The sequence below is a fragment of the Pseudomonas sp. WS 5079 genome (assembly GCF_012985465.1).
Lineage (GTDB): Bacteria > Pseudomonadota > Gammaproteobacteria > Pseudomonadales > Pseudomonadaceae > Aquipseudomonas.
In genome coordinates, this window is sequence record NZ_JAAQWN010000002.1 from 748,310 (window position 1) to 762,029 (window position 13,720).

Sequence of the window (13,720 nt, forward strand, 5' to 3'; positions counted from 1 at the left end):
GGCCGATTTAGCGCGCGGGGCGTCAGGTAGCCAACATCATCGTTGACGACCATCGCCGGCAAGCCGGCTCCTACAAAAACGCGGTGCAAACAGGTACATCAAGAGGATTGCCCCATGCTATGGAAAAAGGGTCGACGCAGCGACAACGTGGTCGACGCGCGCAATGACGGCGGCGGTGGCGGCGGCATGCGCTTTGGCGGCGGTAAGGGCCTGAGCCTGACCGCCATTGTGCTGATCGTCGGCATCGGCCTGCTCACCGGCCAGGACCCGATGCAGATCCTCGGGCAACTGAGCGGCCAGATGACCGAGCAGGCCCCTTCGGTCAGCCCGCAAACACGCCAGGCACCGCCCGCCAATGATGAGCAGGCAGACTTCGTACGCGCCGTACTGGGCGACACCGAAGACACCTGGGGCCAGGTGTTCCAGGAAAACGGCCTGGCCTACAAGAACCCCAAGTTGATCCTGTTCCGTGGCCGGGTGAATTCCGCCTGCGGTGGCGCGACCTCCGCCAGCGGCCCGTTCTACTGCCCGGCCGACCAGCAGGTCTACCTGGACCTGGATTTCTTCCGGGAAATGTCCCAACGCTTCCAGGCGGCTGGCGACTTTGCCCAGGCCTATGTGATTGCCCACGAAGTCGGCCACCACGTGCAGACCCTGCTGGGGATTTCGTCGAAGATCCAGGTCGCGCGCCAGCAAGGCCGGCAGATGCAAGGCGATGGCGGCCTGCTGGTGCGCCAGGAACTACAGGCCGACTGCTTCGCCGGAGTCTGGGCCAACCGCGCGCAAAAGCGCCTGAACTGGCTGGAACCGGGCGACATCGAAGAAGCACTGAACGCCGCCAACGCCATCGGCGATGACCGCCTGCAGCAACAGGGCCAGGGCCGCGTGGTACCCGACTCGTTCACCCATGGCACCTCGCAGCAGCGGGTCCGCTGGTTCAAGACTGGCTTTGCCCAGGGCCAGATCAGCCAATGCGACACGTTTTCGGCCAAGAGTCTTTAAATGAACAGACGATCCGCATGGCTGCTGGGCTTGATGGTCGCCTGCTCTGCCCCCGCCTTCGCCGCCGGGCAGGCGGTCAAGGTGGTCAGCCCCGAGCGTTTCACCCTGCAAGCCGGCGACCTGAGCCTGGGCCTGAGCCAGGACTGGCGCCAGCCACTGCCGCAAGTGACCCGCGCGCTGATCATCGTGCATGGCCGGCTGCGCAACGCCCAGACCTACCTCAAAAGCGCCGAAGACGCAGCGGCCCATGCCGGGCAAAGTGCCAATACCCTGGTGATCGCGCCGCAGTTTCTCAACGCGGCCGATATCCAGCGCCATCACCTGGGCGATAGCGTGCTGCGCTGGCATGGCAATGGGTGGATGGCTGGCGAGGCGTCAATCGGCCATGGCCAGATCAGTTCCTACGGCGCCCTGGACCAGATCATCAAGCACTTGGGCAACCGCAAGCTGTTCCCGGCCCTCAAGGAAATAGTGGTCGCCGGGCATTCCGGTGGCGGGCAGGTGGTGCAGCGCTTTGCCCTGACCGGCCATGACCACTCGGCGCTGCAAGCAGCGGGGATCAGCCTGCGCTATGTGATCGCCAACCCGTCGTCCTACGCCTACTTCAGCCCGCAACGCCCGGTGCAGTTTGCCCCGGCCAGTTGCCCGGACTTCAATGACTGGAAGTACGGCATGCAAAAGCTGCCGGCCTACGCCAATGGCCAAAGCCCCCAGCAACTGGAAAAAGCCTACGTCGCGCGCGATATCACTTACCTGCTGGGCCAGCAGGATACCGACCCCGACCACCCGGCCCTGGACAAGAGCTGCGCGGCCGAGACCCAGGGGGCTTATCGGCTGATTCGTGGGCACAACTATTTTGACTACCTCAAGCTGCGGCATCCGCAATTGAGCCAGAGGTTGGTTGAAGTGCCAGGGGTTGGGCATGACGGCGACAAGATGTTCACCTCGCCCGAGGGGCAGAAGGCCGTGTTCCACTGATCCCTCTAATCAAAAATGTAAGAGCAGGCTTGCCTGCGATAGCGACGGATCAGTCAACATCTGTATTGGCTGACCCACCGTTATCGCTGGCAAGCCAGCTCCTACCGGCGATTTGTGGGGGGTTGGCTAGATCATCTGGCGCAATGCCGCGCAGTCCTTGGCATGCCAATCGGCCAATTCCGGCCATGGGTTTTCGGGAACGTTGACCAACACCGTCTGCGCCCCCGCCGCCCGCCCGCAATCCAGGTCGAAGCGATAGTCCCCCACCATCACCATCTCGGCGGGCGCCACCTCCCAGGCCTGGGCCAGCTTCAACAGGCCACCGGGATCCGGCTTGGGCGGTGCGTCGTCGCGGCCCAACACATCTTCCACGGCAAAACAGTCCGCCAGGCCGATGGCTTTCAAGGTGATGTGCGCCAGTTCCTGGGCGTTGCGCGTCAGGATCCCCAGGCGACAGCCCCGTGCCGCCAGGTCGCGCACCAACTCCACCGCGCCTGTGGCCGCTACCGAGCCCAGCGCCAGTTCGCGCTCATGCTCCAGCAACCAGGCATGTTTGGCCGCCGCCTCAGCCGCCGGCAATGCTGCCAGGTGGGTGAGGATGTCATCGGCAGGCGCAATATCCAGGGCCACGCGGATCGCCGCAAAGTCATGCACGGCCACGGTCAGGGTGCCGTCCATATCAAATACCCAGTGCTTAACGTGCGCCAGGCTCATGCCCAATCCTTGCGATGGCGGATCAAGCCCTCCTGGGTCACCGAGGCCACCAGCTGGCCGGCGCGGTTGTACACGCTGCCACGGGAGAACCCACGGGAATTGCCGGCCCACGGGCTGTCCATGGCGTACAGCAACCAGTCATCGGCCCGCAGGTCGGCGTGGAACCACAAGGCGTGGTCAAGGCTGGCCACTTGCATGTCCTTCTGCCACACGGTCTTGCCATGGGGCAGCAGCGAGGTGGTCAGCAGGCCGAAGTCCGAGGCGTAGGCCAGCAGGTATTTATGCAGCGCGGGCGCATCGGCCAGGGCGCCATCGGCGCGGAACCACACATACTTGACCGGATCGGACGGCTGCGGGTTGTACGGGTCTTTTTCGGTCACCGGGCGCACTTCGATCGGCTTGGGGCACAGCAGTTTTTCGCGCATGGCCTCGGGGATCAGGTGCGCCCGCTGCTGGGTCAGCTCCAGCTCCGATGGCAGGTTCTCGGGGCCCACCACCACCGGCATGGTGGTCTGGTGCTCAAAGCCTTCTTCGTCGTACTGGAACGAGGCGCTACAGGTGAAGATCGGGTTGCCCTTCTGGATCGCCGTCACCCGGCGCGTGCTGAAGCTGCCACCGTCGCGTACCCGGTCCACTTGATAGACCACCGGCAGCCCGGCATCCCCAGGGCGCAGGAAATAGCCGTGCAACGAATGCACATGCCGCGCTTCTTCGACGGTCTGGCTGGCTGCCGACAGCGACTGGCCCAATACCTGGCCGCCGAACAGTTGGCGAAAGCCCAAGTCCTGGCTGCGGCCGCGAAAGAGGTTTTCTTCAATCGGTTCCAGGGTCAGCAAGTCGACCAGATCTTCCAACACTTGGCTCATTCAAATTCTCCTCACACAGGGCAAAACCGCGCAGTCTTGGCTGCGGCGGGTAATAACATCGGGCGGCCTGCCTATCCGTGCAGCGTATCCAACCATTGGGCGCGGGTGATGCGGTACAGCACATGATGGCGCAGCGGATCATCCGCCGCGAGCCTTGGGTGCTGAAAATCTGCCGCCGGATCGTAATGCATGCCGATGGCCTGCATGACTTTCTGCGACGCCAGGTTGGCCTCGGTGGTGAACGCCACGATCTCCTCCAACTGCAAACGGTCAAACCCACAACGCAGTGCAGTCCAGGCCGCCTCACTGGCAAAACCCAGGCCCCAGTGCTCGCGGGCCAGGCGCCAGCCAATCTCGACCGCCGGGGTAAAACCGGCTTCAAAGCCGACATTCATCAAGCCCGTCAGGCCGATAAACTCGCCGCTGTCCTTGCGCTCCAGGGCCCACAGGCCAAACCCATACTCGGCAAAATGACCACGTATTCGCCCGATCAATGCCGCGCTTTCCAGGCGGTCCAGGGGGGCCGGGAAATAGCGCATCACCTGCGGGTCGGCGCACATCCGGGCAAACGCCGGCAAATCGCTGTCGCGCCATTGGCGCAGCACCAGGCGCGCGCTTTCCAACTCCAGTATCGGCTCCATCGTTCCCCTCCCTTGCCATGTGCGTGAGTGTACAGCGCTGTTAAGATCCTTCGCTGGTTCCTGTCAGAAATTGCCATGCCTTTGCCACTGATCTACCACGACGACTACAGCCCCGAGTTCCCGGCGGATCATCGCTTCCCCATGGACAAGTTCCGACTGCTGCGCGATCACCTGGTCGACAGCGGCCTGACCCAGGACAGCCAACTGCTGCGCCCCCAGTTGTGCCCGGCCGAAGTACTCGCCCTGGCCCATGACCCTGGCTATATCGAACGCTACATGAGCGGTGAGTTGTCCCGCGAAGACCAACGGCGCCTGGGCCTGCCCTGGAGCGAAGCCCTGGCCCGACGCACCGTGCGCGCGGTCGGCGGTTCGCTACTGGCGGCCGAACAGGCCCTGGAACACGGCCTGGCCTGCCACTTGGCAGGGGGCACCCACCACGCCCATTACGATTACCCGGCGGGCTTTTGTATCTTCAATGACCTGGCCGTGATCAGCCATTTCCTACTGGCCAGCGGCCGAGTCAACCGGGTACTGATCTTCGACTGCGACGTGCATCAGGGTGATGGCACCGCGCGCATCCTCCACGACACGCCGGATGCCATTACCGTGTCCCTGCACTGCGAAAAGAACTTCCCGGCGCGCAAGGCCACCAGCGACTGGGACATCCCCCTGCCCATGGGCATGGGCGACGCTGACTACCTCACGGTGGTGGACGATGCCCTCAACTACCTGCTGCCTTTGTATCAGCCCGACCTGGTGCTGTATGACGCGGGCGTGGATGTGCACAAGGACGACGCCCTCGGCTACCTCAAGCTGACAGACGCCGGCGTCGCCGCCCGTGACGAAAGCGTGATGCGCCATTGCCTGGGCCGCGACATCCCAGTGGTGGGCGTGATCGGTGGCGGCTACAGCAAGGACCGCCACGCCCTGGCCCGCCGCCACGGCATCCTGCACCACAGTGCCCAGCGGGTGTGGACGTCATCAGGTTGTCATTGAAACGTGGGCGTTACCCACAATGCCTGTGGAACGGCCTGTGGATAACTTGAGCGTAACCGCCTGTAAGCCAGGCGTCGCATAGCTTGTAGGAAGGTGTACGTTTTTTGATCAGGCAGTTTGGCGGTCCTCGGGTAGAATGCTCGCCCTACTTCGCCGAACCGCAGTCACCCCCATGCCCCAGATCCCAGCCCAGCCTTTTCACGTCACGATCATCGGCGGCGGCCCCGCCGGGCTGATGGCCGCCGAAGTCCTGAGCCAGGCCGGGGTTGGGGTGCAACTGTATGACGGCATGCCATCGGTGGGGCGCAAGTTCCTGCTGGCAGGCGTGGGTGGCATGAACATCACCCACTCTGAAGCTTACCCGGCATTTCTCTCACGCTACGCTGAACGTGCGTCGGACATTGCCCCCTTGCTGCGCCAGTTCGGTGCCGAGGCGTTGTGCGAATGGATCCATGGCTTGGGCATTGAAACCTTTGTCGGCAGCTCTGGCCGGGTATTCCCTACCGATATGAAAGCCGCACCGCTGCTACGGGCCTGGCTCAAGCGCCTGCGCGACCAGGGGGTAGTTATCCACACCCGCCATCGCTGGCTGGGCTGGAGTGCCGACGGCGGCTTAATTATCCACAGCCCGGAGGGCGAAAAAACTGTCCACAGCGATGCCGTGCTACTGGCCCTCGGCGGCGGCAGCTGGTCGCGCCTGGGTTCGGACGGGGCCTGGCTCAAGTTGCTGGAAGACCAAGGCGTGCCCTACGCCCCGCTGCAGCCGAGTAATTGCGGCTTCGAGGTGTCAGCCTGGAGCGAATTGATGGTGAGCAAATTCGCCGGCGCGCCGTTGAAAAACGTCGCCATTGGCCTCGCGGATGACAAGCCTCGCTTGGGTGAATGCGTGATCACCGCCACGGGTATCGAAGGCAGTTTGATCTACGCCCTGTCGGCGCCGATTCGCGAAGGGATCAACCGCGAAGGCTCAGCCACCGTGCATATCGACCTGCTGCCGGGCAAGCCGCTGGATAAGGTGCAGGCGGCACTGGCCAAGCCTCGCGGCTCACGTTCGATGAGCAAGCATTTGCACAGCCAGTTGGGCCTGGATGGGGTAAAGGCCGCGCTGTTGCGCGAGTTGGCGCCCGCCGAACACTTCAACGACCCGCAGCAATTGGCCGTCGACATCAAGGCTCTGCCGTTGACCCTGGTGAAAACCCGGCCAATGGACGAAGCCATCAGCACCGCAGGCGGCGTGCCGTTTGAAGCTTTGGATGAGCGTTTGATGCTCAAGCAATTGCCGGGGGTGTTTTGTGCCGGCGAGATGCTGGACTGGGAGGCGCCGACAGGCGGGTATCTGCTGACGGGGTGTTTTGCCAGCGGGCGGGCGGCGGGGCGGGGCATGCTGGAGTGGCTCCAGCGCCGATAGTTGCGGTGAGTCCCAGTCCGCCATCGCAGGCAAGCCAGCGCCCATATTTGAACGTATTCACAGATCAAAATGTAGGAGCTGGCTTGCCTGCGATGAGGCCCTGACAGGCGCCAAAGAAGTTACTTCTTCTTACGCGGCCCGGTATTAAACACAGGCACCTTGCGCACCGGCTTGATCGATGGCTCTGCCGCAACGTCACCGCTCTCCACCCACTTGCCCAGGTTGCGCTTGCCGCCACCACCGGAGGTCTTGGGCTTCTTCGGTTTTTTCGGCTTCTTCACCACCTGGCCGCTGGCGTCGGTGTCCGGCACTCGGTGTTCCGGTTCGAAGTCCTGCTCCATTTTGCGGGTCAGGGTCTGGCGGGTCAGCATCTCGATGGCCGAGAGCATGTTCACTTCATCGGCACATACCAGGGAAATCGCCTCGCCGGTGTTGCCGGCCCGGCCAGTGCGGCCGATACGGTGGATGTAATCCTCGGCAACGATCGGCAGGTCAAAGTTGACCACCATCGGCAAATCTTCGATATCCAGGCCACGGGCTGCCACATCGGTGGCCACCAGGATCTGCACATCGCTGGCCTTGAAGCGATCCAGCGCACGTTGGCGCGTGGCTTGTGGCTTGTCGCCGTGAATGCCGTCGGCATTGATCCCCAAGCCTTGTAGCTTATCTACCAGCGCATCCACGCCATTGCGGGTCTTGGCAAACACCAGCACCTGTTTCCATTTGCCTTTGCGCATCAGGTGCACAAACAACTCGGCCTTGCGCTTCTTGTCCACCGGCACCACCCACTGCTTGACAGTGTTGGCGGCGACGTTGCGCGGGCTGACTTCGATGCTCAGCGGGTCAATGAGCATCTGCCCCGCCAGCAGGCGGATGTCATCGGAAAAGGTCGCGGAAAACAGCAGGGTCTGACGCTTTTTCGGCAGCATGCGGTAAATATTCGCCAGCTCTTCGGAGAAGCCCAGGTCGAGCATGCGGTCGGCTTCATCCAGCACCAGGGTTTGCAGCTGATTGAGTTTCAGCGCGTTCTGGCGGAACAGGTCGATCAGCCGGCCAGGCGTGGCCACCAGCACATCGACACCCTTGCGCAGCTTCATCATCTGCGGGTTGATGCTGACGCCGCCATACACCGCGTAAGTGGTCAGGGGCAGGTGTTCAGCGTACTGGGCAACACTGGCGTGAACCTGCTCGGCCAGCTCGCGGGTTGGGCACAGGATCAGCGCGCGCACCGAGTTGGCGGTGACTTTTGGCCCTTCCAGGGTCAGCAGTTGCAGGAGCGGCACGGCGAAACCGGCGGTCTTGCCGGTGCCGGTCTGGGCCGCAGCCATCAGGTCGCGACCGGCCAGCACCGCCGGAATGGCTTGCGCCTGCACCGGCGTCGGGGTCTGGTAGCCAAGCGCCTCGAGGGCGCGCAGCAAGGGTTCGATCAGGCCAAGTGTGGCGAAAGTCATGTGTTTACCGTAGGAAAAATTCAGCGCAAGGGCGTAATGCGCGGCAGTTTACCTTATTTCCGGCTTCGGCTTGCGCCACTGGGGTAGGCTGATCAGCAACACGGCGCTGATAATCACCAGCATCGCCAGGGCTTCTTCCAGGCCGATGGTCTCGCCCACGAACACAATCCCCAGCAACACCGCCACTGCCGGGTTGACGTAGGCATAGCTGGTGGCCGCTGCCGGACGCACGTGCTTGAGCAAGTACATGTAAGCGTTGAAGGCGATGATCGAGCCAAATACGGTCAGGTAAGCCAGGGCCAGCCAGCCCTCCACCGGGGGCATCGCGTCAAGGTGCTCACCCTTGAGCGCGCTGCCGATCAACAGCACCACGCCCGCGATCAGCATTTCTGCGGCGCTGGCCATGGCGCCCTGCGGCAACGGCAAGTGCCGGCTCCATACCGAACCAAAAGCCCAGGAAGCGGCGGCGAACAACAGCAAACCAGCACCCAGCGGGCTCGATTGCAGGTTGGAGCCCATATTGAGCATGGCGATGCCGATCATCCCCAGAATCACCCCGGCCCACTCCAGACGGGTATTACGCGCGCCCCAGAAATATCCACAGAGCAAGGTAAACAACGGCACCGTCGCCACCGCCAGCGCGGCGACACCGGAGGTCACGCCAGTGTGTTCAGCCACACTCACCGCGCCGTTACCGAAGGTCAGCAGCAAGATGCCGATCATGCCCGCGGCTTTCCACTGCGCCCAGGTCGGCGCCGGCACCCCGCGCCAGCGCAAGTAGCCATACATCAGCGCCCCCGCCGTACAAAAGCGAATCCCCGCCAGCATCAGCGGCGGCCAGTACTCCACGCCAATGCGGATCACCAGGTAGGTGGAACCCCAGATCACGTACAACGCAAAAAAAGCGGCGATCAACGGTAAGGGAAAACGACGTGGGCCAGGCATGGGCAGCTCTGCGGCAGGACAAGGGATCGCTATTTTAGGAATCCACGCCCGTAAACATAAGTTACAAAACCTGTTTAAAGCGCCCATACACTTTTCAAATCATGGTTATCAGGGCTATAAGCCTTGTATTCGAAAGCCCCCTATTGACAGAGCCTTATCATGGACAAATACGACCGCATGCTCCTCAGCGCCCTGCTGGAGGATGGCCGCGCTACCTACGCGCAATTGGCCCGCACCGTAAACCTCTCCGCCCCCGCCGTGGCCGAGCGCGTGGCCAAGCTGGAAGCCAGCGGCGTGATCACCGGCTACCAGGCCAAAGTGGACCTGTCCAAGATCGGCTTGCCGATCCAGTGCACGATCGAACTGCGCTTGACCAACAACGGCAGCCAGAAGGTGTACGACGCACTGGCAGAAATCCCCGAGCTGACCGAATGCCACCGAGTCACCGGGGACCCATGCGTGATCATGCAGGCGGCGGTGGGCTCGATGCCGGAACTGGAAAACCTGATCAACCGGGTGGCGAAGTTCGGCTTCAGCAAGACCTCAATCATCTTGTCGAGCGCCATAGCGCGGCGGGTGCCGCTGGGGCATTTGGAGGGGAAGAATGGCGGCGCCTGAGCGGGCGCCATCGCGGGCAAGCCCGGCTCCCACAGTTTGGTCCTGGTTGTTCTCAGGATTGGGATCAGAACCCGCGATGTTTCTTCAGATGATCAGTGATCTTCGCCGCCGGTACTTTCTGCAAGCTGCACAGCAGATCATGGGACAGCTCGCGCAAGCCGTGGGTGCGGCGTAGTTCCTGGGCCAGGTGGGCGGTGAGGTTGGCCGCCATTTCCGCATCCGCCATCGCCCGGTGAGCCTTGCCGGTGTGGGGCAGTTGCGCGTAGGACGTCAGGGTCCCGAGTTTGTGGTTGGGCGCCGTGGGCATCAGCCGGCGGGCCAGGAGCAACGAGCAGGCGAATTTTTGCAGGCGGGTGCGGCGGATCAGGCCCAGCTCGAAGTCCCAGAACTTCTGGTCGAACGCGGCGTTGTGCGCCAACAGCGGTGTAGTGCCGACGAATTCATTGACCTCGTTCATCACCCGCTCGGCCGGCGGTGCGCTGCGCAGCATGGCGTTGCTGATGCCGGTCAGTTGCTCGATAAACCCCGGCACGCGTACGCCGGCGTTCATCAGGCTTTGGTAGCGGTCCACGATCTGGCCCTGCTCCAGGATGACCACGGCGATTTCCGTGGCCCGGCAACTGCTGCTCGGCGAGATGCCGGTGGTTTCAAAGTCGATGACCGCTATCCGTTCCAAACCTGTTCCAACCCCATCTGAAAATCTATTTGAGCAACAACGCGCCTTCGATAGGCACGTAGCGGCTGGCCGCGCGAATCAACGAGTTGGCCGTCAGCCCCGGCACACCGTAGGCCACGGCTTCGACGCCATGCTTGTGGATGATGCGATCGAGCAACATGTCGAAGTCGCCATCCCCCGAGGCCAGCACCACTTCGTCGACATGGGCGGCGGCGTCCATGATGTCGATGGTGATGCCCACGTCCCAGTCGCCCTTGGCCGAGCCGTCGCTGCGCTGGATGTACGGCTTGAGCTTCACGGTAAAGCCCAGGTTGCGCAGGATCTGCTGGAATTGCTGCTGCTTGCTGTCGCCACGGTCGATGGCATAGGCATACGCCTCGACGATCTGCCCGCGCTGGCTGATATCAGCCCACAGGGCGGCGTAGTTGAAGTGGCAGCCGTAGGCCTGGCGCACGGTGTAGTAGAGGTTCTGGACATCGGCGAACACTGCTATTTTTTTCACCGCATATCCTCATGGCACGGGGACGTGATGGCCCGCAAAGGCCGTCAGTATGCCAGTCAAGAGGAGGTTTCCGAGAAAAATCAGACCGGGGCAACAGCGCGCCCCGGTTCAGTGTGTGTCAGACGAAGGAGTCGTCGTCGCCAAGGAAGGAGGAATCGTCGGCATAACCACTGTCGGCGTAGGTGTCCGCGCTGTCATTGCCCCAGCCGCTGTTGTCACTGGCAGGCGCCGGCTCTTCGCGGATGATCTCTTCCACTACCTGCGGTTGCTGGTTGTGGCTGAACAGGCTGCTGATGCCTTGGGCCAGCATCACACCACCGGCCACGCCGGCTGCGGTTTTCAGGGCGCCGCCAAGAAAGCCACCACCTGCGGGGGCCGCCTGCTGGGGTTGCTGGTAGTTCTGTTGCGGCGCAGGCGCGCTGTTGAAACCCGGCCGGGTCGGCTCGCGCCAACCACCCGCGTTCGATGCCGGCGCGCTGGGCACAGGCTGCGGCTCGCGGGAGCTGGTGCCAAAGATGCTCGACAGGAACCCACCACCGCTGGTGGCCGGCGGCGTTGTCCTGGCCCGTTGTAGTTCATCCTGCAATTGCTGGATCTGCTGCGCCTGCTGCTTGTTCTGCGCATCCAGGCTCTTGATCGCGGCTTCCTGCACCAGAATCGCCTGGGTCATGAAATACCCGGCGGCCGGTTGGCGAGTGATGTGCTCCTTGATCCGCGCTTCTGCCTGGGCGTCGCGGGGGGCTGAGTCCGTTTCGGCTTGCTGCAACCGTGAAAACAGTCCATCGATCAGGGTTTGCTCTTCGCTGTTCATGGCGACCTCGTTAGATTGCCGGTAAAAATCTGCGTCCCGCCCGCATTGGGCAAGGTACGCCACCAGTAATGGGGCTGGCCTGCGGCGTTTCAATGATCTTTACCCAAGGTTTACGTTTGTCGGTGATCGGTTAAAGTGTCCGCTGCTTTTTTGGCCTGTGATGACTTTGATGAATCCGTTGACCGTTCTGCGCGACTCTTTCTACTTTTTCCAGCGCAACCTGGGCGCCATCGTACAGTTGTGCCTGCCCTTGGTGATCCTGGAAGCCGTGCTGCAACAAGTGCTCGATCGCACCCTGGGCCCGCAGGCGTTTACCGGCTACAGCATGATCGTCGGCCTGCTGGTGTACCCGCTGTACACCGCCGCCCTGATCCTGTTCCTCGACGCCCGCAGCCGTGGCGAGTCGCCGCGCACCGCCGACGTGCTGGCCATGGCGCTGACCCTGTGGCCCCGCTATGCGCTGCTGACCGCCATGAGCACCCTGCTGATCCTGCTCGGGCTGTCGCTGTATTTCCTGCCGGGGCTGTGGCTGATGGTCACCCTGGCCTTCGCCGAATACCTGCTGGTACTGCGTGGTATGACGGCGCTGGCGGCGATGAAGGAAAGTTTTCGCCTGACCCGAGGGCATTTCCTGCGCATCCTGGTCTGCCTGTTGTGCGTGATGACCCCGCTGTGGCTGCTCAAGGGCGCCAGCGTCGCGGCCTGGCCCGACCCGCAGAACCCGTTGCTGGCGGTGCTGATCGACAGTGCCCACAGCTTCCTGCAGCTGTTTACCAGCGTGGTGCTGTTCCGCCTGTTCATGCTGATCGCCGGTGATGCCGACGCCCGCTAACATGGTCCTTGGGCTCCCGGCCACCGGTCGGGTATGCTCGGGGCCTGTCCAGCAGCGCCATAAGGCGAGCCGATGACCCGTTTACTGCGTACCACCCTGGTGGGCCTGCTGATCCTCGCAGGCTTGCTGACCGCCCTAGTCTACAGCCTGACCTGGCGCCCCGCCGAAAAAGAGACCTTGCCCGTAAGCTGTGTCGCCCCGCGTGCGCCGACGCTGCTGCCCGGCCAGGCGCTCAAGGTGATGACCTGGAACGTGCAATACCTGGCCGGCAAAAACTACGTGTTCTGGTACGACACCCCCGACGGCAGCGGCCCGGACGAGCGCCCCACTATCGAAGACATGGCCTCCAGCCTGGACGAAGTGGCGCGGGTGATCCGCGACGAACAGCCAGACGTGCTGTTGCTGCAGGAACTGGACGAAGGCGCCAAGCCGTCCCATTACCAGGATCAACTGGCGCTGCTCCAGGAGCGCCTGGTGGACCTCTATCCGTGCAGCGTCCAGGCCTTCGACTGGAAAGCCGACTTTGTGCCCGACTGGCATATATTCGGCAGTGTTGGCCGCAAGCTGGTGACCCTCAGCCGCTACCAGATCGAACATGCCGAGCGCCTGCAACTGCCGGTGGCCCCGGCCAACCTGATCAGCCGTCAGTTCCAGCCCAAGCCTGCGTTGCTGCTCAGCTACCTGCCGTTGAGCGACGGCGGCCAACTGGCGGTGCTCAACACTCGCCTGGACAACGCCGCACCCGGCCACAGCGCGGTGCGCGAGCAGGTGCAGGCGACCATCAAGCTGCTGGATAAATTCGAAAGCCGGGGCACGCCGTGGCTGATTGGCGGGGATTTCAACCTGCTGCCGCTGGGGCAATTCCTACGCCTGGACGCCGGCAGACGCGGGCAGTATTCGCCGGACAGTGAACTGCATCTGCTGTGGGACAAATATCCGATGGTCCCCAGCAACAGCCAATCCAGCGGGATTGACCGGGCGCAGTGGCTGACCCACTTCCCCAACGACCCGGGCCTCGATGGGCCGGATCGCACGGTGGATTACCTGTTCTATAGCCCTAGGCTGAAGAAGGTTGAAGCGCGGGTGAGGCAGGACGATACGTTGCGTATTTCCAATCACCTGCCGGTGATTGCGCGGTTCCTGCTGCCCGCTGCGCAATAGCCCACAGCACACAACCGGATGTGGAATAGGGTTTGTGTAGGAGCTGGCTTGCCTGCGATAGCGGTCTGTCAGCCAGAACCTGACCAACTGACCCACCGCTATCGCAGGCAAGCCAGCTC

15 protein-coding genes are annotated in these 13,720 nt (G+C 62.9%); 7 read left to right on the forward strand and 8 right to left on the reverse strand.

Annotated features, from left to right (window positions below; translation table 11 throughout):
* Positions 1 to 114 precede the first annotated feature (114 nt).
* Both HBO05_RS07955 and HBO05_RS07960 read left to right on the forward strand, forming a co-directional pair.
* The gene (locus HBO05_RS07955; RefSeq protein ID WP_029292172.1) at positions 115 to 1,002 is read left to right on the forward strand and encodes a neutral zinc metallopeptidase; all 888 of its coding nucleotides are present in this window, start codon (positions 115 to 117) and stop codon (positions 1,000 to 1,002) included.
* A complete protein-coding gene (locus HBO05_RS07960; RefSeq protein WP_172312284.1) occupies positions 1,003 to 1,980 on the forward strand; it encodes an alpha/beta hydrolase in 978 nt (325 codons plus the stop codon).
* 126 nt (positions 1,981 to 2,106) lie between these two features.
* On the opposite strand, the gene HBO05_RS07965 is transcribed toward HBO05_RS07960, so the two are convergent.
* The 3 genes from HBO05_RS07965 to HBO05_RS07975 all read right to left on the reverse strand — a co-directional run bounded on the left by HBO05_RS07965 (position 2,107) and on the right by HBO05_RS07975 (position 4,201).
* Entirely contained in the window at positions 2,107 to 2,694 is a 588-nt protein-coding gene (locus HBO05_RS07965) for an HAD family hydrolase (RefSeq protein WP_169951136.1), read from the reverse strand.
* A complete protein-coding gene (gene tesB / locus HBO05_RS07970; RefSeq protein ID WP_169951138.1) occupies positions 2,691 to 3,560 on the reverse strand; it encodes an acyl-CoA thioesterase II in 870 nt (289 codons plus the stop codon). Before tesB ends, HBO05_RS07965 begins: the two co-directional genes overlap by 4 nt.
* Positions 3,561 to 3,631: 71 nt before the next feature.
* Positions 3,632 to 4,201, reverse strand: a complete 570-nt coding sequence (locus HBO05_RS07975; RefSeq protein ID WP_169951140.1) for a GNAT family N-acetyltransferase — start codon at positions 4,199 to 4,201, stop codon at positions 3,632 to 3,634.
* A 75-nt stretch (positions 4,202 to 4,276) separates the two neighbouring features.
* Here HBO05_RS07975 and HBO05_RS07980 point away from each other — a divergent pair, with 75 nt between their 5' ends.
* Both HBO05_RS07980 and HBO05_RS07985 read left to right on the forward strand, forming a co-directional pair.
* Positions 4,277 to 5,197 (forward strand): histone deacetylase, encoded by a 921-nt coding sequence (locus HBO05_RS07980; protein WP_169951142.1) that lies wholly within the window; start codon positions 4,277 to 4,279, stop codon positions 5,195 to 5,197.
* A 172-nt stretch (positions 5,198 to 5,369) separates the two neighbouring features.
* A complete protein-coding gene (locus HBO05_RS07985; RefSeq protein WP_170056687.1) occupies positions 5,370 to 6,605 on the forward strand; it encodes a TIGR03862 family flavoprotein in 1,236 nt (411 codons plus the stop codon).
* A 119-nt stretch (positions 6,606 to 6,724) separates the two neighbouring features.
* On the opposite strand, the gene HBO05_RS07990 is transcribed toward HBO05_RS07985, so the two are convergent.
* Positions 6,725 to 8,056, reverse strand: a complete 1,332-nt coding sequence (locus HBO05_RS07990) for a DEAD/DEAH box helicase (protein ID WP_172312286.1) — start codon at positions 8,054 to 8,056, stop codon at positions 6,725 to 6,727.
* A gap of 48 nt (positions 8,057 to 8,104) precedes the next feature.
* The gene (gene yedA / locus HBO05_RS07995; protein ID WP_170041683.1) at positions 8,105 to 9,001 is read right to left on the reverse strand and encodes a drug/metabolite exporter YedA; all 897 of its coding nucleotides are present in this window, start codon (positions 8,999 to 9,001) and stop codon (positions 8,105 to 8,107) included.
* Between the two features lie 159 nt (positions 9,002 to 9,160).
* On the opposite strand from yedA, the gene HBO05_RS08000 reads away from it, so the two are divergent.
* Complete coding sequence (locus tag HBO05_RS08000; RefSeq protein ID WP_169951152.1) at positions 9,161 to 9,619, forward strand: Lrp/AsnC family transcriptional regulator; 459 nt, start codon at positions 9,161 to 9,163, stop codon at positions 9,617 to 9,619.
* A 64-nt stretch (positions 9,620 to 9,683) separates the two neighbouring features.
* Here the strand turns inward: HBO05_RS08000 and HBO05_RS08005 are convergent, their stop codons facing one another.
* The 3 genes from HBO05_RS08005 to HBO05_RS08015 form a co-directional block, all read right to left on the reverse strand.
* The gene (locus HBO05_RS08005) at positions 9,684 to 10,295 is read right to left on the reverse strand and encodes a 3'-5' exonuclease (protein ID WP_169951154.1); all 612 of its coding nucleotides are present in this window, start codon (positions 10,293 to 10,295) and stop codon (positions 9,684 to 9,686) included.
* 25 nt (positions 10,296 to 10,320) lie between these two features.
* Positions 10,321 to 10,797: an NYN domain-containing protein gene (locus HBO05_RS08010; protein WP_032861784.1), complete on the reverse strand. Its 477-nt coding sequence runs from the start codon at positions 10,795 to 10,797 to the stop codon at positions 10,321 to 10,323.
* Positions 10,798 to 10,915: 118 nt separating this feature from the next.
* A complete protein-coding gene (locus tag HBO05_RS08015; RefSeq protein WP_172312288.1) occupies positions 10,916 to 11,608 on the reverse strand; it encodes a DUF2076 domain-containing protein in 693 nt (230 codons plus the stop codon).
* Positions 11,609 to 11,777: 169 nt separating this feature from the next.
* Between HBO05_RS08015 and HBO05_RS08020 the strand changes: the two genes are divergently transcribed.
* Both HBO05_RS08020 and HBO05_RS08025 read left to right on the forward strand, forming a co-directional pair.
* Positions 11,778 to 12,440 carry a YciC family protein gene (locus HBO05_RS08020; RefSeq protein ID WP_170041681.1) on the forward strand — a complete coding sequence of 221 codons (663 nt, stop codon included), beginning with the start codon at positions 11,778 to 11,780 and terminating at the stop codon, positions 12,438 to 12,440.
* A gap of 72 nt (positions 12,441 to 12,512) precedes the next feature.
* Positions 12,513 to 13,601, forward strand: a complete 1,089-nt coding sequence (locus HBO05_RS08025; protein WP_169951161.1) for an endonuclease/exonuclease/phosphatase family protein — start codon at positions 12,513 to 12,515, stop codon at positions 13,599 to 13,601.
* Positions 13,602 to 13,720 lie beyond the last annotated feature (119 nt).

What these genes read in the sequence shown, in the direction of transcription:
- HBO05_RS07955 (WP_029292172.1), top strand. Translation starts at nt 115, where the DNA reads ATGCTATGGAAAAAGGGTCGACGCAGCGACAACGTGGTCGACGCGCGC.
- HBO05_RS07960 (WP_172312284.1), top strand. Translation starts at nt 1,003, where the DNA reads ATGAACAGACGATCCGCATGGCTGCTGGGCTTGATGGTCGCCTGCTCT.
- HBO05_RS07965 (WP_169951136.1), bottom strand. Translation starts at nt 2,694, where the DNA reads ATGAGCCTGGCGCACGTTAAGCACTGGGTATTTGATATGGACGGCACC.
- tesB (WP_169951138.1), bottom strand. Translation starts at nt 3,560, where the DNA reads ATGAGCCAAGTGTTGGAAGATCTGGTCGACTTGCTGACCCTGGAACCG.
- HBO05_RS07975 (WP_169951140.1), bottom strand. Translation starts at nt 4,201, where the DNA reads ATGGAGCCGATACTGGAGTTGGAAAGCGCGCGCCTGGTGCTGCGCCAA.
- HBO05_RS07980 (WP_169951142.1), top strand. Translation starts at nt 4,277, where the DNA reads ATGCCTTTGCCACTGATCTACCACGACGACTACAGCCCCGAGTTCCCG.
- HBO05_RS07985 (WP_170056687.1), top strand. Translation starts at nt 5,370, where the DNA reads ATGCCCCAGATCCCAGCCCAGCCTTTTCACGTCACGATCATCGGCGGC.
- HBO05_RS07990 (WP_172312286.1), bottom strand. Translation starts at nt 8,056, where the DNA reads ATGACTTTCGCCACACTTGGCCTGATCGAACCCTTGCTGCGCGCCCTC.
- yedA (WP_170041683.1), bottom strand. Translation starts at nt 9,001, where the DNA reads ATGCCTGGCCCACGTCGTTTTCCCTTACCGTTGATCGCCGCTTTTTTT.
- HBO05_RS08000 (WP_169951152.1), top strand. Translation starts at nt 9,161, where the DNA reads ATGGACAAATACGACCGCATGCTCCTCAGCGCCCTGCTGGAGGATGGC.
- HBO05_RS08015 (WP_172312288.1), bottom strand. Translation starts at nt 11,608, where the DNA reads ATGAACAGCGAAGAGCAAACCCTGATCGATGGACTGTTTTCACGGTTG.
- HBO05_RS08020 (WP_170041681.1), top strand. Translation starts at nt 11,778, where the DNA reads ATGAATCCGTTGACCGTTCTGCGCGACTCTTTCTACTTTTTCCAGCGC.
- HBO05_RS08025 (WP_169951161.1), top strand. Translation starts at nt 12,513, where the DNA reads ATGACCCGTTTACTGCGTACCACCCTGGTGGGCCTGCTGATCCTCGCA.